20 protein-coding genes and 2 tRNA genes are annotated in these 16931 nt (G+C 72.1%); 12 read left to right on the top strand and 10 right to left on the bottom strand.

Going from position 1 to position 16931, the window contains the following annotated elements:
- Positions 1-12 precede the first annotated feature (12 nt).
- Positions 13-492 carry a pantetheine-phosphate adenylyltransferase gene (gene coaD, locus AC3WRM_RS14245; protein ID WP_492249080.1) on the top strand — a complete coding sequence of 160 codons (480 nt, stop codon included), beginning with the start codon at positions 13-15 and terminating at the stop codon, positions 490-492.
- A gap of 14 nt (positions 493-506) precedes the next feature.
- Here the strand turns inward: coaD and dinB are convergent, their stop codons facing one another.
- Positions 507-1721, bottom strand: a complete 1215-nt coding sequence (gene dinB / locus AC3WRM_RS14240; protein ID WP_492249079.1) for a DNA polymerase IV — start codon at positions 1719-1721, stop codon at positions 507-509.
- 505 nt (positions 1722-2226) lie between these two features.
- Between dinB and AC3WRM_RS14235 the strand changes: the two genes are divergently transcribed.
- The 4 genes from AC3WRM_RS14235 to mutM are packed head-to-tail and all read left to right on the top strand — an operon-like array spanning position 2227 to position 4448.
- Positions 2227-2685 carry a YceD family protein gene (locus AC3WRM_RS14235; RefSeq protein WP_492249078.1) on the top strand — a complete coding sequence of 153 codons (459 nt, stop codon included), beginning with the start codon at positions 2227-2229 and terminating at the stop codon, positions 2683-2685.
- A gap of 3 nt (positions 2686-2688) precedes the next feature.
- On the top strand, positions 2689-2874 hold the full coding sequence (gene rpmF / locus AC3WRM_RS14230; RefSeq protein ID WP_055965465.1) for a 50S ribosomal protein L32: 186 nt from the start codon (positions 2689-2691) through the stop codon (positions 2872-2874).
- A complete protein-coding gene (gene rnc, locus AC3WRM_RS14225) occupies positions 2849-3586 on the top strand; it encodes a ribonuclease III (RefSeq protein WP_492249077.1) in 738 nt (245 codons plus the stop codon). The genes rpmF and rnc overlap by 26 nt, the downstream gene beginning before the upstream one ends.
- 7 nt (positions 3587-3593) lie before the next feature.
- Positions 3594-4448, top strand: a complete 855-nt coding sequence (mutM, locus tag AC3WRM_RS14220) for a bifunctional DNA-formamidopyrimidine glycosylase/DNA-(apurinic or apyrimidinic site) lyase (protein WP_492249076.1) — start codon at positions 3594-3596, stop codon at positions 4446-4448.
- A 1-nt stretch (position 4449) separates the two neighbouring features.
- Here mutM and AC3WRM_RS14215 read toward each other — a convergent pair whose 3' ends face one another.
- The gene (locus AC3WRM_RS14215; RefSeq protein ID WP_492249075.1) at positions 4450-5205 is read right to left on the bottom strand and encodes a metallophosphoesterase family protein; all 756 of its coding nucleotides are present in this window, start codon (positions 5203-5205) and stop codon (positions 4450-4452) included.
- Positions 5206-5275: 70 nt separating this feature from the next.
- Between AC3WRM_RS14215 and AC3WRM_RS14210 the strand changes: the two genes are divergently transcribed.
- The 4 genes from AC3WRM_RS14210 (at position 5276) to AC3WRM_RS14195 (ending at position 9173) form a co-directional block, all read left to right on the top strand.
- Positions 5276-6505: a deoxyguanosinetriphosphate triphosphohydrolase gene (locus tag AC3WRM_RS14210; RefSeq protein WP_492249074.1), complete on the top strand. Its 1230-nt coding sequence runs from the start codon at positions 5276-5278 to the stop codon at positions 6503-6505.
- A gap of 23 nt (positions 6506-6528) precedes the next feature.
- Positions 6529-8409 (top strand): DNA primase, encoded by a 1881-nt coding sequence (gene dnaG / locus AC3WRM_RS14205; RefSeq protein ID WP_492249073.1) that lies wholly within the window; start codon positions 6529-6531, stop codon positions 8407-8409.
- Between the two features lie 98 nt (positions 8410-8507).
- A complete protein-coding gene (locus AC3WRM_RS14200; protein WP_492249072.1) occupies positions 8508-9110 on the top strand; it encodes a sigma-70 family RNA polymerase sigma factor in 603 nt (200 codons plus the stop codon).
- Positions 9101-9173: transfer RNA gene (locus AC3WRM_RS14195), tRNA-Asn, on the top strand. Before AC3WRM_RS14200 ends, AC3WRM_RS14195 begins: the two co-directional genes overlap by 10 nt.
- A 61-nt stretch (positions 9174-9234) precedes the next feature.
- Here AC3WRM_RS14195 and AC3WRM_RS14190 read toward each other — a convergent pair.
- From AC3WRM_RS14190 to AC3WRM_RS14170, 5 genes are all read right to left on the bottom strand, one after another.
- The gene (locus AC3WRM_RS14190; RefSeq protein ID WP_492249071.1) at positions 9235-9792 is read right to left on the bottom strand and encodes an LURP-one-related family protein; all 558 of its coding nucleotides are present in this window, start codon (positions 9790-9792) and stop codon (positions 9235-9237) included.
- Positions 9793-9821: 29 nt separating this feature from the next.
- The gene (locus AC3WRM_RS14185) at positions 9822-10406 is read right to left on the bottom strand and encodes a hypothetical protein (protein WP_492249070.1); all 585 of its coding nucleotides are present in this window, start codon (positions 10404-10406) and stop codon (positions 9822-9824) included.
- Position 10407: 1 nt separating this feature from the next.
- Entirely contained in the window at positions 10408-11157 is a 750-nt protein-coding gene (locus tag AC3WRM_RS14180; RefSeq protein WP_492249069.1) for a PIG-L deacetylase family protein, read from the bottom strand.
- Between the two features lie 49 nt (positions 11158-11206).
- A complete protein-coding gene (locus AC3WRM_RS14175) occupies positions 11207-12397 on the bottom strand; it encodes a heparan-alpha-glucosaminide N-acetyltransferase domain-containing protein (protein ID WP_492249068.1) in 1191 nt (396 codons plus the stop codon).
- 51 nt (positions 12398-12448) lie between these two features.
- Positions 12449-12522: transfer RNA gene (locus AC3WRM_RS14170), tRNA-Ile, on the bottom strand.
- A gap of 37 nt (positions 12523-12559) precedes the next feature.
- On the opposite strand from AC3WRM_RS14170, the gene AC3WRM_RS14165 reads away from it, so the two are divergent.
- Positions 12560-12988, top strand: coding sequence for a phosphatase domain-containing protein (locus tag AC3WRM_RS14165; RefSeq protein ID WP_492249067.1), 429 nt, complete (start codon positions 12560-12562; stop codon positions 12986-12988).
- A 19-nt stretch (positions 12989-13007) separates the two neighbouring features.
- Here the strand turns inward: AC3WRM_RS14165 and AC3WRM_RS14160 are convergent, their stop codons facing one another.
- Positions 13008-13313, bottom strand: coding sequence for a GNAT family N-acetyltransferase (locus tag AC3WRM_RS14160; protein ID WP_492249066.1), 306 nt, complete (start codon positions 13311-13313; stop codon positions 13008-13010).
- Positions 13314-13487: 174 nt separating this feature from the next.
- Between AC3WRM_RS14160 and AC3WRM_RS14155 the strand changes: the two genes are divergently transcribed.
- Positions 13488-13988, top strand: coding sequence for a DUF3145 domain-containing protein (locus AC3WRM_RS14155; RefSeq protein WP_492249065.1), 501 nt, complete (start codon positions 13488-13490; stop codon positions 13986-13988).
- A gap of 33 nt (positions 13989-14021) precedes the next feature.
- Here the strand turns inward: AC3WRM_RS14155 and AC3WRM_RS14150 are convergent, their stop codons facing one another.
- Positions 14022-14849, bottom strand: coding sequence for an acyl carrier protein (locus AC3WRM_RS14150; protein ID WP_492249064.1), 828 nt, complete (start codon positions 14847-14849; stop codon positions 14022-14024).
- A 74-nt stretch (positions 14850-14923) separates the two neighbouring features.
- Here AC3WRM_RS14150 and AC3WRM_RS14145 point away from each other — a divergent pair, with 74 nt between their 5' ends.
- A complete protein-coding gene (locus AC3WRM_RS14145; RefSeq protein ID WP_492249063.1) occupies positions 14924-15877 on the top strand; it encodes an alpha/beta fold hydrolase in 954 nt (317 codons plus the stop codon).
- Here AC3WRM_RS14145 and AC3WRM_RS14140 read toward each other — a convergent pair.
- Entirely contained in the window at positions 15817-16899 is a 1083-nt protein-coding gene (locus AC3WRM_RS14140; RefSeq protein WP_492249062.1) for a phosphatase PAP2 family protein, read from the bottom strand. The two genes, AC3WRM_RS14145 and AC3WRM_RS14140, sit on opposite strands and share 61 nt — an antisense overlap.
- Positions 16900-16931 lie beyond the last annotated feature (32 nt).

Here is a 16931-nt window from a genome sequence, read left to right as displayed (position 1 = left end):
AGCGTCGCCGCCGTGACGCGCGTCGTGTGCCCCGGCTCCTTCGACCCGGTGACCAACGGACACCTCGACATCGTGCGCCGGGCCTCCCGGCTGTTCGACGAGGTGGTCGTGGCGGTCCTGGTGAACGAGAGCAAGAAGAGCCTGTTCTCGCTCGAGGAGCGGATGGACCTTCTCGCCCAGGCCACCGAGGACCTGCCGAACGTGTCGGTGGCTTCGTTCCGCGGCCTGCTGGTGAACTTCTGCACCGAGCACGGGATCAGCGCGATCGTGAAGGGTCTGCGCGCCGTGTCGGACTTCGACTACGAGCTGCAGATGGCGCAGATGAACGGCAGCCTCACCGACGTCGACACCGTCTTCATCCCGACGAGCCCCGAGTACTCCTTCCTGGCCTCCAGCCTGGTCAAGGAGGTCGCACGAGGCGGCGGCGACGTGAGCGGGCTCGTGCCCGACTTCGTGCTCCAGCGCCTCGACCGGGAGTTCGGCCGAGCCTGACCCCGCGCCGAGGGCTACCCGTCGTCCTCCTCGTCGGGCAGGATCGGCATGGCCGCGCGCTCGCCGCGCCCGAGCTGCACGCCGCGGCGCACGGCGCGTGTCCCGAACCGGTCGCGGACCGCGTCGAGGGCGGTGTCGAGGCCGGGGTCGGAGGCCGGCGTGAGCGGGAGCAGCAGCTGTTCGCCCTGGTTGTCGAGCCCGGACGCCTGGAAGCCCACCAACGTGACGCCGCGCCTGGCGATCTCGCCGTGGCGGCCGCGCAGGAGCTGGAGCGTGGCGTCGAGGAGGACCTGCGTGTGGGCGGTGGGGCGGGGGAGCGTGTGCGACGCGGTGGAGCTGGTGAAGTCGCCGAACCGGACGCGCAGCGTGACGGTCGCGGCGGTGCGTCCGGCCGCTCGCAGCCGTCGGGCGACGCGGTCGACCAGGCCCAGGAGCACGATCTCGACGCCCTCGGGCGTGCGTTCGTCGCGTCCGAGGGCGTGCTGTGCGCCCATCGAGCGACGCGACGGTCGCGCCCGGACCGGCCGGGGGTCGTGTCCGGAGGCGAGCGCGTGCAGGTGGCCGGCCGCTCCGCCGCCGACCAGCGTGGCGAGCTCACCGGGCTGCATGCGCGCGACGTCGGCGACGGTGCGCACGCGGGCGGCGTGCAGCTTCTCCGTGTTGCGCGGGCCGACGCCCCAGAGCGCCTGGACGGGCAGCGACAGCAGGAAGCGTTCTTCGTCGTCGAGGGGCACGACCAGCAGCCCGTCGGGCTTCGCCATCGCGCTCGCCACCTTCGCGAGGTACTTGGTGCGGGCCACGCCCACCGAGATCGGCAGCCCGACCCGTTCGCGCACCTGCTCGCGCAGCGTGGTGGCGATCTGCGAGGGTGCGCCGCGGATCCGTCGGAGCCCACCGACCTCGAGGAAGGCCTCGTCGATCGAGACCCCCTCCACCAGCGGCGTCGTGTCGGCGAAGACCGCGAACACGGCGCGACTGGCCTCGCTGTACGCCTGCGGACGAGGGGGCACCACCAGCAGGTCGGGGCAGAGCCGCAGCGCTTGCCGCAGCCCCATCGCTCCCTTGACGCCGAGCGCCCGTGCCTCGTAGCTGGCCGCCATGACCACCCCGCCGCCCACCGCCACCGGCCGCCCCCGCAGGCGCGGGTCGTCGCGGATCTCGACGGACGCGAAGAAGCTGTCGAGGTCGGCGTGCAGCACCGTCCCCTCCCGCTCTGCCGACGTCTGCACCTGCGCATCCTCCCAGCCCCCACCGACAGTTCAGCGCGCGGAGATTCCCAGGTCGACCTGGGAATCTCCCGCTAGGCACGGTTTCCTCAGCCGCGCCCGGAATGCTCTCCGTGCGTGGCTGAGATTCTCGTGCCTGACGGTTCGGCGTGCGGAGATTCCCAGGTCGACCTGGGAATCTCCTGTCAGGCACGGTTTCCTCGGCCGCGCCCGAAAAGCTCTCTGTGCCTCGCTGAGATTCCCGTGCGTCGTCCGGGCTGCGCCCGTCCAGCCCCCCGCGGCTCGACGGGCGGGGGAGCGATTGGTGTCGCGTGACCTGCACCGGTTATGATGGACGGCGGCCTGGAAACAGGCCGTGATCTGTTGTGCACCTCGACGGACGGACGTGACCGTGCAACCGGGCCCCTTGGTCTTCGACACCCAGGTTCTGGGTCGTCGACCTGGGACCGAGCGTACGTTCACGCGCACCGTCGCGGCGCCTGCGGATCTGGGCCACGACGTCTACGGCGTGCCCGAGGACTCGTCCATCGACCTGGAGCTGCGGCTCGAGGCCGTCATGGACGGGGTGCTGGCCACCGGCACCGCCTCGGCGCGCGTGGTGGGGGAGTGCGTCCGCTGCCTGGACGTCCTCGACGACACCGTCGTGGTGGACCTGCAGGAGCTGTACCTGTACGACCCGATCGGCACCGGCGACGGTGCCGAGGAGGACGGGGAGGAAGACGAGCTTCCGGCCCTCGAGGACGACCTGCTCGACCTCGAACCCGTCCTGCGGGACGCGGTGGTGCTCGCACTGCCGCTCAACCCCGTGTGTGATCCGGAGTGTCCGGGACTGTGCCCCGAGTGCGGGGCGCGACTCGCGGACGATCCAGACCACACACACGGCGATCCGATCGACCCCCGGTGGGCGTCGTTGAGCCAGCTGACCCAGAACCTCCCGGGCGACGTCCCGGGGCCGAACAAGGAGTAGATCGTGGCCGTTCCGAAGCGGAAGATGTCGCGCAGCAACACGCGCCACCGCCGGTCGCAGTGGAAGACCACGGCGACCACCCTCGTCGACTGCGCCAACCCCGCCTGCGACTCCAAGGTCGTCCCGCACCGTGCGTGCGGCGAGTGCGGACAGTACGGCGCGCGTGGCGAGCGTCGCCAGGTCCTCTGATCCTCAGGGCCACGAGGCCCTGAAGGAGGTGCTCGGCGTCCCCGACCTGGACGCCGGGCTGCTGGAGCACGCCCTCACGCACCGTTCGTACGCGTACGAGAACGGGGGACTGCCCAACAACGAGCGTCTGGAGTTCCTGGGCGACTCGGTGCTGGGGCTCGTCGTCACCGACGCGCTCTTCACCAACCACCCCGACCTCGCCGAGGGCCGGCTCGCGAAGCTGCGTGCTGCCGTCGTGAGCGCCAAGGCGCTCGCGGAGGTGGCGCACACGCTCGACCTCGGCGCGCACCTGCGCCTCGGGCGGGGCGAGGAGGCCACCGGCGGCCGGAACAAGGCGTCGATCCTGTCCGACACCGTCGAGGCCGTGATCGGCGCCGTGTACGTGCAGTTCGGCATCGAGCGTGCGTCGCAGGTCGTGCACGCGGTGTTCGACCCGTTCATCGCCCGCGCGGCCGACCTGGGCGCCGGGTTGGACTGGAAGACGTCCTTGCAGGAGATCGCCGCCAACCACGACCTCGGCGTCCCGCGCTACGTCCTCGAGAGCGAGGGACCCGACCACGACAAGACGTTCACGGCGTCCGTCGTGGTGGGCGAGAAGCGCTACGACGGCGGCACCGGCCGGTCGAAGAAGGAAGCCGAGCAGCAGGTCGCCGAGATCGCGTGGCGTGCCATCACCGCCGAGGTGACCCCGGCGGACGCCGTCGAGGTCTGAGCGGTCCGTGCCTGAGCTGCCGGAGGTCGAGGTGGTCCGCCGCGGCCTCGACGCGCACGTCGTCGGCCGGACGGTCGTGGCCGTCACGGTGCACGACGTCCGGTCCCTGAAGCGGCACCTGCCCGGCACGGCCGACTTCGTCCCGCGTCTCGTCGGCCGACGGGTCGACGCGGCCCGACGTCGTGGGAAGTACCTGTGGCTCGTGCTCGACGGTCACGAGGCGCTGCTGTGCCACCTCGGCATGAGCGGGCAGATGCTGATCAGCGACGCCGACGCGCCGGCACCGCGTCACCTGCGGATCGTCCTCGACCTCGACGACGGCCGTCAGCTGCGGTTCGTCGACCAGCGGATCTTCGGCGGCATGATGCTCGCCGACGTCGACGACGAGCAGGTGCCGGTCACGATCGGGCACATCGCCCGCGACCCGCTCGACCCGGCGTTCGACCGCGAGCTCTTCGCGCAGCGGCTGCGTCGTCGGCGCACGGGCGTCAAGCGCGCCCTGCTCGACCAGACGTTGATCTCCGGCGTCGGCAACATCTACGCCGACGAGTCGCTCTGGCGCGTTCCGCTGCACTACGCGCGCGCGACGGAGAACCTGCGCGCCAAGGAGGTCGACGCGCTGCTCGACCACGTCGTCGACGTGATGGGCGAGGCGCTCGAGCAGGGCGGCACGTCGTTCGACGCGCTGTACGTCAACGTCAACGGCCAGAGCGGCTACTTCGACCGGTCCCTCGCCGCCTACGGCCAGGAGGGCGAGCCGTGCCCGCGGTGCGGGACGCCGATCCGCCGCGACGCCTTCATGAACCGCAGCTCCTTCACCTGCCCCCGCTGCCAGCCCCGACCCCGCAACGGCCGCTTCTGAGTCAGCGCCCGTCGCGCGGTCCGAACGCGGCGAGCGCCTCGACGTTGCCGGCCGGGCGGCGGAACGTCTCGTCGGCCCACGCGTCGACACCCGGCCAGCTCGACCCGTCGACGACCTCGCGGACGAGGCGCTCGACGTCGAGCGGCGTGCGGCCGAAGGTGACCTGGCCGCCGGAGAGGAGGGCCCAGCTCGCGCCCGCGTGGCCGTACGGCAGGCCCACGCTGCCGGGGTTCACCACCAGCCTGCGGTCCACGAGGCGCAGGAACGGCATGTGGGTGTGGCCGCAGACGACCGTCGTGACCTCGGCGGGCAGGTCGGCGAGGACCTCGTCCCAGCGCTCGAGCCTGCTGTCGACGAGCACGACCTCCGCGTCGTCGCGCGGCGTGGCATGGCAGAAGCGGACTTGCCCGAAGTCCGGTAGCTCGAGCGTCACCTGCTCCGGCATCGACTCCAGAAGGACGAGATGGTCCTGCGTGAGCTGCGCGGCACCCCAGACCGACAGCGGGTCGTCGTCGAGGCCCACGTCGAGACCTCGCGCCATCTGCAGCAGCTCGCGGTCGGCGTTGCCGCGCACGAGCACGGCACGGTCGCCGAGGTCCACGAGTCGGTCGAGCACCTCGCTCGGCTGCGGCCCCCAGGTGTGGTCGCCGGTGACGACGACGAGGTCCGCGGCCCTCACGGTGGGCTCGGCCAGCACCGCGTCGAGGGCGGGCAGGACCCCGTGGACGTCGGAGAGCACCGCGACCGATCGGGTCATGACGCCACTGTGCCACGACGCGTGGACGACGGTGCGTGCGCCGTCAGGGCGCTTCGGTAGCCTGCGTCCCGTGGAGAGTCCCTACGGCATCGAGGCGCGTGCCCGGGTCGTGGCGGAGCCGACCAAGCGGGCCGGGCGCACGCCGTTCGAGCGCGACCGTGGCCGGGTGGTCCACTCCGCAGCGCTGCGCCGTCTCTCGGCCAAGACACAGGTCATGGGCGCCGGGTTCGACGACTTCGTGCGCAACCGGCTGACCCACACGCTCGAGGTGGCACAGGTGGCGCGCGAGCTCGGGGCGTCGCTCGGCTGCGATCCTGACGTCGTCGACTGCGCGGCCCTCTCCCACGACCTCGGCCATCCTCCGTTCGGCCACAACGGGGAGGTCGCGCTGGACGAGGCGGCCGCCGAGGTCGGCGGGTTCGAGGGCAACGCGCAGACGTTGCGCATCCTCACGCGGCTCGAGGCCAAGACGGTCGACGGTGCCGGCCGCAGCGTCGGGCTGAACCTCACGCGCGCGACGTTGGCCGCCTGCGTCAAGTACCCGTGGGCCCGCGGCGAGGCGCCCGACGGCGGACCCAAGTTCGGCGTCTACGCCGACGACCGACCGGTCTTCGACTGGCTGCGGGCCGACGCGCCCGCCTGGCGACGCCCCATCGAGGCCCAGGTGATGGACCTCGCCGACGACATCGCGTACTCCGTGCACGACGTCGAGGACGCGGTCGTGGGCGGCTGGTTCAGCCTCCTGCCCGGCCGGCTCGACCTCGACGCCGTGCACGCCGTCGCGCGCGACTGGTACGACGCCGGCGCCGACGACGACCGGCTCGGCGGCGCGCTCGAACGCCTGCGAGCGCTGCCGGAGTGGCCGCGCGCCGAGTTCGACGGCAGCCGTGAGGCCCTCGCCGTGCTGAAGAGCCTGACGAGCGCGCTCATCGGCCGGTTCGCGGTGAGCGCGCAGCGTGCCACCGTCGAGCGCTGGGGGCCGGGTCCGCTCACCCGGTACACGGCCGACCTGGAGGTGCCGCAGGCGACGCGCGACGAGATCACCGTCCTGAAGGCCGTGGCCGCGCACTACGTGATGCTCGCCGACGACCGCGCGCGCCAGCTCGCGACGCAGCGCGAGGCCCTCGGCGCCCTCGTCACGTGCCTCCTCGCGTCGGGGGAGGAGCACCTCGAGCCGGAGTTCCGCGCCGACCTGCGCCGCGCTGCCGACGACGCCGCCCGCACGCGTGTCGTCATCGACCAGGTGGCGAGCCTGACCGACGGCTCGGCGAGGCTGTGGGCCGACCGGCTCCTCGGTTGACCGGCACCGCCTAGGATCGACCCGTGGCGGGCCTGATCAACGACGAGGACATCCAGCTCGTCCGCGAACGCGCCCGCATCGACGAGGTCGTCGAGCAGTACGTCACCCTGCGCCGCTCCGGCGGCACGATGAAGGGCCTGTGCCCGTTCCACGACGAGAAGACGCCGTCGTTCCACGCGAACCCGGCGCGCGGCACCTTCCACTGCTTCGGCTGCGGGGAGGGCGGCGACGCGATCGCCTTCATCCAGAAGATCGAGGGTCTCAGCTTCGTGGAGGCGATGGAGCGGCTCGCGGCGAAGTACGGCATCCAGCTCCGCTACGAGGAGGGCGAGTCCCGCGGACCGCGTCGTGATCCGCAGCAGCGGCAGCGTCTGCTCGAGGCGCACCGCCTCGCCGGGGAGTTCTACGCCCAGACGCTCGCGTCGTCGCCCGAGGCGTCGGTGGGGCGCCAGTTCGTCACCGACCGCGGCTTCGACCAGCGGGCGGCCGAGACGTTCGCCATGGGCTGGGCGCCGAAGTCGGGCACGGCGCTCCTCGGGCACCTCAAGGGCAAGGGCTTCACCGACGACGAGCTGGTCGCCGGCGGCCTGGCCCGCCGATCGAGCCGCGGCCTGTTCGACGTCTTCCAGGGACGCCTGCTGTGGCCGATCCGCGAGATGACGAGCGAGATCATCGGCTTCGGCGCCCGCCGCATGTTCGACGACGACTTCATGCAGGGCAAGTACGTCAACACCTCCGAGACGCCGATCTACAAGAAGAGCCAGGTGCTCTACGGGATCGACCTCGCGCGCCGTCGGATCTCCTCGGAGAGCCGCGCGGTGGTCGTCGAGGGCTACACCGACGTGATGGCGTGCCACGAGGCCGGGGTCCGCACCGCGGTCGCCACCTGCGGCACGGCGTTCGGCGAGGGGCACGCGAAGGTGCTGCGGCGGATCCTGCTCGACGACGGCGCGATGCACGGCGAGGTGGTGTTCACCTTCGACGGCGACGAGGCGGGTCAGCGGGCCGCCATGAAGGCGTTCGAGGGCGACCAGCAGTTCGCCGCGCAGACGTACGTCGCGGTCGAGCCGCGCGGCATGGACCCGTGCGACCTGCGGATCGCCGACGGCGACGCCGGGGTGAGGGCGCTCGTGGAGGCGCGGATCCCGCTCTACCGCTTCGTGCTCGAGAACGTGCTGCTGCGCTACGACCTCGACCGCGCCGACCAGCGGATCGACGCCGTGCGCGAGGTGGTCGGTCTTGCGACGTCGATCCGCGACAAGAGCAAGGTGGAGGAGTTCCTGCGCGAGATCTCGACGCGCGTCGGGGTCGACGTCGACCAGGTGCGGGCCGAGCACCGTCGGTACCGCCCCCCGGTGAAGCCGGAGCGTCGAGCGCCGGTCCAGCAGGCCGCCGAGCCGGCACCTGCGCCGCCGCCGCAGCCCTTCGTCAGCTTCGGTGCGCCGCAGTTCGCGGACGAGCGCGAGGCGCTGAAGGCCCTGGCGCAGCACCCGCATCTGGCACGCCCGCACGCCGAGCAGCTCGACGACGGCGACTTCACGCACCCCGTCGCGCAGGAGCTGTGGCGCACGATGACGACGGTCGGGCTCCCGGCCCAGCCCGACCCCACCTTCGTGCCGCGGGTGTCGGACGCGCTCGTCTCCGACGACCTGCGGCGCGTGCTCTCCGTCGCCGCGATGGAGCCGCTCAGCTCGACCGAGGGTGCCACGGGACGCGTGGTCGCGGCGATCATGACGCGGCTGCGGCTGCTGACGGTGGGGCGACGGGTCGAGGACCTGCGCTCCAAGCTGCAGCGCACCGACCCGGCGGAGCAGCCGGACGAGTACCGCGCGGTCTTCACCGACCTGCTCGCGCAGGAGGCGGAGTTCCGCCAGCTGCGCAACCGGACCCTCGGCGGCGAGTAGTCCCCAGGGTCGCCCGACGGTGGAGGTCTCGCCGACCGACGTCCACAGGTCGTGCCGCGCTCCTGGAGCGCGTGCGGCGCCGCCGCCAGAGTGGGGTCATGGACCTGGTGCGTCGTCTGCTGGGGGAACCGTCACTGACCGCGGAGGAGGAGCACCGGCTGGCCACCCTCGCCCGTGCGGGCGACGATGCTGCCCGGGCGGCGCTGCTGCGGGGTTCGCTGCGTCTGGCCGCCCTGCGCGTGTGGGCGCTCGGCTTCCGCGGCGACGACGTGGACGACGCGCTGCAGGTGGCCGTGCTGGCGCTGATGTCGGCCGTCGCGCGTTTCGACCCCGACCGTGGCGCCCGGCTCGCGACGTACGCGTGGCCGTGGATCACGCGGGCCCTGCACGCCCACCGCCAGGCGCGTCCGGAGGTGCCCCACGACGTCGTCCCCGAGCCCCGTGCGTCGCCCCGCGACTCGGCTGCCGACGTCGCCGGCTGCCTCGCAGGTCTGCCAGGCCGTGAACGTGCCGTGCTCCTCGCGCGGTTCAGCCGGACCCCCGACGGCGCCTGCCCGACGCCGTGGACCGACGTCGCGAGCCGCCTCGACCTCCCCGTCTCGACGGTCCGTCGGGTCGGTGACCAGGCCCTGTCGAGACTGCGCGAGGGTGTTGGTAGAGTTACCGACCGTGCTCCCCGAGTGGGAGGCATTCCCCCGTAGCTCAATTGGCAGAGCATTCGACTGTTAATCGAAGGGTTATTGGTTCGAGTCCAATCGGGGGAGCACAGGCCCGCCAGGGCAGCGAGAAGGGGACCGACGCAGCAGCGTCGGTCCCCTTCTCGCGTCAGCGGCCGAGCAACGCGTCCATGCCCACCGCGAACGCCGCGGCGAGGCGGACGTCGACGCGGGGGTCGGGCACGGAGACCTCGTAGCGGTCGCGCACCGAGGTGGCGCGCTCGACCGAGAGCAGGGGCTGGCCGGTCGCGTCGTCGACGACGTCGAAGTGCATCGTGAGGAACGGCAGATCAGTGAAGCGGCGCAGCACCGCGACGAGCTGGCTGCGCTCCTGGCCGGTGCCGACGAAGCCGTCGCCCTCGAGAGTGAAGGTGGTGCGCATCAGCGACGCCCCGAACTGCTTGCGGAAGGTGCCGATCGGCGACCCGTCGGCCGCGACGACGTCGTAGGCGCCGCGCAGGTCCATGACGTTGCGCGCCCCGAACGTGAACGCCTCGCGTGTACGGGACTCGTCCGTGTAGAACGTCACCTTCTCCTTGAGCGCCAGCCGCTTCTGCTGCGCGACGGCGAGGAGGGCGCCGTCGGGGCCGACGACCTCGTAGCGGTTGGTCGTCATCGCCAGCTTCTGGTTGACGGTGAACGACGGGACGTGCTGCACAGTGGTCACACCGAGAGCCTAGAGGCTCGACGGTGCGTTCAGTGGTCGATCATGCCGAGCAGTCCCACGACGAAGGCCGCAGCGAGACGCACGTCGACACGCGGGTCGGGGACGTCGACGGCGTACGTCGTGCGCTCCCGGGGTGCGCGGGCGACGGACAGCAGTGGCTTCGCGGTGGCGTCGTCGAGGACGTCGACGGCGATGCGGCGGGTCGGGGTGTCGCTGCTGAGTCGCCGCTCCAGGGCGAGGAAGCCGCTGCGCTCCTGAGCCGTGCCCGCCAGGCCGTCGGCCTCGAGCACGAAGGTGGTGCGGACGAGGCTGCGGGCCGCCTGCTTGCGGAAGGACCCGAGCGGACGACCGTCGGCGGCGACGACCACATGACGGGCACCGAGGTTCGGACGACCCCGGACCTCGCTGCGGAACGCCTCGCGCGTGCGGGCCTCGTCGGCGTGGAACACGGTGGTCGAGCCCGACCCCCATGAGCGCCGACGTTCGGCGAAGGCGAGCGGCGTGCCGTCGGGGTCGAGGACCTCGTGCCGCTCCGCACGGATTGCCGGACGCTCCCGCACGAGGAAGGCGGGTACGTGCTGGACGTCGAGGGTCGCGTCGTGGCGCTCGGGCACCTCAGTCGCCCCACGTCATCGACACGACCTCGAACGCGGCCGCGTGGGCCACGCCCATGCGCGTCCCGAGGGGACGGGACATCCCCTCGAGGAACTCGGCGGCGTCGAAGTGCTCCCAGCCGAGCCCGTCGATGTAGGCGCGGTGGGCCTCCAACGACGCGACCCCGCGGTCGAACGTCGCGGTGGTGTCGACGCCGTGCGCCGCGACGGGGGAGCCGGACACCCACACCTGCCGGACACCGCCCCACGGCTCGAGCCCGTCGAGCAGCTGCTCGCGATGGATCCAGCGGTTGCCCGCGTCCTGCACGGCGTGGATGGTCGAGCGCCCGACGGCGACGTGATCGGGCTGGTTCGGGGCGCTGCCGCCCCACGTGTCGTGGTGGTTCACGGTGATCACGACGTCGGGCCGGTGCTGTCGGACCTGCAGGGCGATCGCGGCCCGCAGCGCCACGGTCTGCTCGACGACGCCGTCGGGGAAGCCGAGGAACTCGACCACGTCGACGCCGACGACGCGCGCGGACTCGACCTGCTCGGCCTCGCGTACCGACCGGCACTCCTGCGGGGCGAGCGCGTCGATGCCCGCCTCCCCGCTCGTGACCATGCAGTAGACGACGGTCTTGCCCTGCTCGGTCCAGCGGGCGACGGCGGCAGCGGCACCGAACTCCACGTCGTCGGGATGGGCGACGACGACGAGCGCCCGCTCCCAGTCCTCGTCGAGCGGGGTCAGCGGGACGGGCGCCTCGTCGGTCATGACGTCAGGCTACGGGGCGCGGCCGGGGTCGAGCGAGGGCTGAGTTCGCTCAGCCCTCGGCGCGGGGTCCACTGGCGCGGGCCACGAGCCGCTCGAGCGGCCCTCGCCCGAGGAACGCGACCCAGAGCGTCGCCAGCACGACCAGGCCCACGCTGGTGCGTGCCCAGACGGTGTTGCTGACGCCGACGTAGCCGCCGAACGGACCTCCGGCCAGCGCGGTGAGCAGCAGCAGGTGCCCGGTGTAGGCCGTCAGTGGCATGGAACCCAGTGCCGCGAGGGGCAGCAGCACGGGACGCAGCCGCCGGGCCAGGAGCAGGCAGAGTCCGATGACGGCGACGGCGAGCCCGCCCGAGCCGACGATCTCGGGAGCACCGGCCGTGTGCGGCTTGTACTGCATCGCGGTGCTCCACACGTGCTGGATCTCGTCGGACTGCTCGAGCCGGGTGAGGTAGCCGGGCTCGTTGGTGGGGTTGCCGACGTCGTCGGTGTAGTCCGGTGCCGCCCAACCGAGGTAGGCGACGAGGTCGTCGCGGTCGGAGCCGATGAGGTGGCCCGCGCCGTAGCCGAGCGTCGAGGCCAGGACCCCGCCCAGCAGGAGCGCTCCCGCGACGCGCACACGGGTGAGGGGCAGACGGCCGACGGCCATGCCCGCCAGCAGGACGGCCAGCCAGGCGGTGACGGGGTAGAGGCCGAAGAGCGTGAGGTCGAGGCCGGGGCCCGACGCGGCGAGGCTGAGCGCGTGGGCCAGCGCGACCGCGAACGGCGCGACGACGGCGAGCAGGACCGCCACCGTCCAGAGCCGACGGGTGCTCCAGTGCAGGACGAGGGTCGACGCCACGAACAGCAGCCCGTAGAGCGGCAGGATGACGCCGACGCCGGTGTTCAGCAGCTCGATGGCGAGGCCGATGACGAGGATCAGCAGACCTCGCCGCACGAGCGTCATCTGCAGGCGCGTGTCCCCGGGGCGTGCCCGTCCCTTGCTGATGAGGCTGATGGAGACGCCGGCCAGCATCGCGAACAGCAGCGAGGAGCGTCCGTTGACGATGCCGTCCCACGTGGACGGGTCGGACCAGGTGATGTCGTCGTGGGTGTCGCCCAGGTGGGCTCCGACCATCCCGAGGACGGCCAGCCCGCGGGCGACGTCGATGCCGACGACGCGCGGCGGTCGGCCGAACGCGCGGAGCCGTTGCAGCGGACCCGGCCGTCGCGTCGACGCCGTGCTCTCCTCGACGCCCGACATGGTCACCTCGTTGCCTCGTACGTCCTGCGGACGAGGATGCTCCCTGTCCGGTGGGGCGGGTGGGGCTCGAACCCACGACCCAAGGATTATGAGTCCTCTGCTCTGACCGGCTGAGCTACCGCCCCGGGGGTGCACAGCCTAGCGAGCGGGCAGACTGGGTCCATGACCGACGCCGTGATCGCCGACCTGGACGGGACGTTGGTCGACGTGTCGTCGATCCTGCACCACGTCGCGGGGGAGGAGCGCGACTTCGCGGCCTTCCACGCGGCGTCGCGGGACTGCCCACCGCGGGCGGAGGTGGTCGAGGCGGTCCGCACGGCCCGCGAGAAGGGGCGCGCGGTGCTGGTGGTGACGTCGCGGGAGTTCGTGTGGCGCGACCTGACGTTGGACTGGTTGCAGGAGCACGACGTGCCCTACGACCAGCTCGTCATGCGGATCGTGGGCGACTACCGCCCCGACCACGTCGTGAAGGCGGAGATGCTCGACCTGCTCGAGAAGGACGGCTACCGGGTGCTCGAGGCGTGGGAGGACGCAGCAGACATCGCCGACCTCTGGCGCTCGCGGGGCATCGACGTGCACGTGGTCGGCTGAACCGACCTCGGCGACGCGCTCAGAGACCGAACATGCCCCGCTGCTCGACGGGCACGAGGTCGAGGAACTCGGGGTGCTCGCGGATCACCTTCGGCACGAACGGGCAGAACGGCAGCACCCGCGCGTCACGGTCGGCCAGCTCCCGCAGGGTGCCGACGATGAGCTCGGAGCCGATGCCGCGACCCTCGAACGCGGGGAGCACGCGGGTGTGGGGCAGGGCGTACACGTCGCCGTCGGCGCGGTAGTCGACCCAGCCGGCGAGCTCGTCGTCGACGGTGATCTCGAAGCGGGAGGCGCTCGGGTTGTCCTGGACGACGGAGGTCATGACCTCATCGTCACATGCGTCGCCCAGGGTCGCGACCGACCTGCGCAGGCACGTCGCGTCGGGCCGGGGCTGGTGCCGAGGACGCTGCTGTGGCTACCATGGGCGCAACGCGGACTGATGACGCGTGGCTCCGTGAGGTCGCTGGGGAAGGCGGATCTCGAGCTAGGAGGCACGATGAGCATCCCCACCCGTGGAGTCCTGTATGTCCACTCCGCGCCGTCCGCGCTGTGCCCGCACGTCGAGTGGGCGGCTGCGGGCGTCCTCGGCGACAGCGTCGACCTCGACTGGCAGTCGCAGCCAGCGGAGGCCGGCACGTACCGCGCCGAGCTGTCGTGGCAGGCCCCGGCGGGCTCCGCCGCGGCCCTCGCGTCGGCCATGCGCGGCTGGGACCGGCTGCGCTTCGAGGTCACCGAGGAGCCGACCGCCTCCAGCGAGGGGGCGCGGTTCTCGTTCACGCCGAGCCTCGGCATCTTCCACGCCATGACCGGTCTGCACGGTGACGTCCTCATCCCCGAGGACCGCATCAAGGCGTTCCGCGTGAAGGCGGCGCTGGGCGAGATCACGATGGACGAGGCCCTCGACGGCCTGCTCGGGGTGGCCTGGGACGCCGAGCTGGAGCCGTTCCGGCACGCCGGCGAGGGTGCTCCGGTGCGCTGGCTCCACCAGGTCGTCTGATCCGCTCGGTCCCGCGGTCGCGCGGGCGGGCGGTCAGCCGATCGTGACCTTCGCCGACGGCGACGCGGTGTTGCTGTCCTCGTGGAACACGCGGAACTCCCGCTCGCCCGGACGTGACGTGTAGATCTGGGTCTGGAACCGGCCGCCCTCGCGGGTCTGCAGCGAGACGGGGAAGTCCTCCCAGTCGGCGCCCGGGTCGCGCGACTGCACCTGCAGCAGCTGGCCCTCGCCGAGCGAGGGGAACCTGCCGGAGATGGTGAACCGCTGCCCGGCGGCCACCCGGTCGCTCTCGACCGAGAACGTCGGCTTCTCCTCCGGCTCCTGCGTCGCCGACGGCGTCGGCGACGGGCTCGCGGAGGGGCTGCTCGACGGCGTGGGGGAGGCGGTCGGGCTGGAGATCGGCGGGAGCTCGACCCCGCCCAGGCCCGTCGCGCGCACCACGGTGGCGCCGGCGAAGCCGAGACCCCCGCCGACCACGAGGCCGGCCACGACGAACCACATCGCGAGCCGCCAGAGCGCGTCGGCACGGCCGGCGAGGCTGCGCTCGCCCGGCGCCCGCTCGCGGCCCTCGGCGCCCAGGGTCACCGCCACGGCGGGTCCGCGGCGACCGCGTCGGGTCGCGGGTCGGTGGTCGACGACGGCACGGACGGCGTCGTCGACGGTCACCAAGGTGTCGACCGTGGCGTCCTCGAGGTGGACGCCGAACCGGCGGCCCAGCTCGTCCGCGACCTCGACGGCGGCGAGCGAGTCGACCCCGAGGTCCTCGAGCCGCGCGTCGTCGCGCACCTCGTCAGGGGTGCACTCGACGACGGTCACGAGGATGTCGGTCAGCTGTGCGCGGACCTCGGCTGGGGTGGGCACGACGTCAGTCTAACGAGCCGCCCGACCTCCACGGTTCCGGCGCGGCCGAACCCGCCACCTCCTACGATGGGCCGATGACCAGCGGCGACGACCTGCAGTTCGTGGTGGTGCACGGCTACCGTCGCGCCTACCGACGTCGGGGCAAGGGTCCCGCCCTCCTCCTGCTGCACGGGCTCGGCTGCGAGTCCAGCACCTGGGACCCCGTGATGGACGCGCTCGCGGAGCACTACACGGTCATCGCGCCCGACCTGCTCGGCCACGGCGAGTCCGACAAGCCCGACGCCGACTACTCGCTCGGCGGCTACGCCAACGGCATGCGCGACCTGCTCACCATCCTCGGCATCAACAAGGTGACGGTCGTGGGCCACAGCTTCGGCGGCGGCGTGGCGATGCAGTTCGCCTACCAGTACCCCGACCGCACCGAGCGGATCGCGCTGGTGTCCTCCGGCGGTCTCGGCAGGGAGGTCACGCCGCTCATCCGCTTCCTGACCCTGCCCGGCAGCGGGACCGCGCTCGGCCTGGCGACGTTGCGTCCCTGGCGGCGCGCGGTGGCCGCGAGCATGCGCGGGCTCTCGCGCACGGGCGTCCGGCAGCTGCGCGACCTCGGCGAGGTGGCGTCGATCTACGAGTCCTTCGCCGACCCTCGTGCGCGTCACGCGGTGCAGCGGGTCACCAGCCACGTGCTCGACTGGCGTGGGCAGTTCGTCACGATGATCGACCGGACCTACCTGGCCCGGATCATCCCGGTGCTCGTCGTCTGGGGCGCCGACGACCTCGTCATCCCCGCCTCGCACGCCGACATCGCGCGCAGCCAGGCGTGGTCGCACGTGCACGTGCTGCCCGACGCGGGCCACTTCCCGCACCGCGACCACCCGGAGCAGTTCGCGCAGATCCTCCACGACTTCGTGACCGCGACCGACCCGGCCACCTACCACCGCAGCACGTGGCGCACGATGCTGCGCCAGGGTCAGCCCGTGATGGACCCGGAGCCGCCGCCGGGACCGGGCGCGGTGACCGTCGCCGGCTGAACCGGCTGCTCGTCGACCGGGGCCAGGCCTCGTCGCTTGCGCCGCCCTCGGTTCCCCGACGCCCAGGCGCCGAGCGACACCGACGCCCAGCCGATGACGATGCCGGCGACGTCGTCGGCCAGGTAGTGCCAGCCGAAGTAGATGGTGGCCAGCACGGTGACCACGAAGAACGCCCAGGTGATCGCGCGGATCGCGAGCTTCTGACCCGTGCGCTGCATGAACAGGGCCGCCGTGAACGTCACGGAGACGTGCAGCGACGCGAACCCTGCGACACCGTGGATCTTCTCGCTCGCCCACGGGTCGGTGAGCACGTCCACACGGTTGCGGAACAACGACCGTTGCAGCTCGGTGACGTCGGTCGTCGCGAGGTCCCAGTACATCGACGGCTGCGCGAACGCGGGGCCCAGCGTCGGGAGCGCGTAGTAGCTGATGACGCCGAGGATCCAGTTGAGGCAGAGCGCCGTCGCGTACCAGGCGCCGATCGAGAAGTCGCGGTTGAGCACCAGGAAGGCACCCAGCGTGATGGGGATGAGCGGCAGGTAGGCGATGTACGCGAACGACAGCACATGCGCCATCACGTCGGTGCCGAGCAGGTTGTGCAGGACCGTGGCCGGGTTGTGGCCGAACATCAGCCAGTGGTCGAGCTCGAGGAGCTGACGGTCGAACAGCACGCCCTCGCGGTAGGTCGGCAGGTAGCTCTTGAGGTTGCGGTAGCTGACGTAGCTCGCGTAGAAGGTGATCAGGCCGGTCGCGATGTAGCCGACCCGCTTGAGCGACCACTCCTCCCGCACGACCTCGCGCGCGCCCTCGCCGATCTGCTTCCAGCCGCGACGACGCACCGCGGCGGGCACGATCCCGGCGGCGAAGAACAGCAGCGCTAGCAGCGGGAGGCGGACGTACGCCGGACCGAGGAACCCCTCGGGGTCCTTCATGGGGAGGTCGAGGTAGAGGGAGGAGAACACCGCGGCGCCCGTGACCGCCACGGACAGCGCGACGGCAAAGGTGTACGGCCAACGACGCATGGGCAACATCCTAGGGTGCGTCGACTAGGAGT

This window comes from Aeromicrobium sp. EU05-FHT14F07, from assembly GCF_058790455.1.
This window is presented reverse-complemented; position numbering and strand designations above follow the sequence as displayed.

Excerpts from the sequence above, each read along its gene's own strand:
- AC3WRM_RS14215 (WP_492249075.1), bottom strand. The coding sequence starts at position 5,205 with ATGACCCGATCGGTCGCGGTGCTCTCCGACGTCCACGGGGTCCTGCCC.
- AC3WRM_RS14160 (WP_492249066.1), bottom strand. The coding sequence starts at position 13,313 with ATGACCTCCGTCGTCCAGGACAACCCGAGCGCCTCCCGCTTCGAGATC.
- AC3WRM_RS14155 (WP_492249065.1), top strand. The coding sequence starts at position 13,488 with ATGAGCATCCCCACCCGTGGAGTCCTGTATGTCCACTCCGCGCCGTCC.
- AC3WRM_RS14145 (WP_492249063.1), top strand. The coding sequence starts at position 14,924 with ATGACCAGCGGCGACGACCTGCAGTTCGTGGTGGTGCACGGCTACCGT.
- AC3WRM_RS14140 (WP_492249062.1), bottom strand. The coding sequence starts at position 16,899 with ATGCGTCGTTGGCCGTACACCTTTGCCGTCGCGCTGTCCGTGGCGGTC.
- AC3WRM_RS14180 (WP_492249069.1), bottom strand. The coding sequence starts at position 11,157 with ATGACCGACGAGGCGCCCGTCCCGCTGACCCCGCTCGACGAGGACTGG.
- AC3WRM_RS14165 (WP_492249067.1), top strand. The coding sequence starts at position 12,560 with ATGACCGACGCCGTGATCGCCGACCTGGACGGGACGTTGGTCGACGTG.
- AC3WRM_RS14200 (WP_492249072.1), top strand. The coding sequence starts at position 8,508 with ATGGACCTGGTGCGTCGTCTGCTGGGGGAACCGTCACTGACCGCGGAG.
- AC3WRM_RS14175 (WP_492249068.1), bottom strand. The coding sequence starts at position 12,397 with ATGTCGGGCGTCGAGGAGAGCACGGCGTCGACGCGACGGCCGGGTCCG.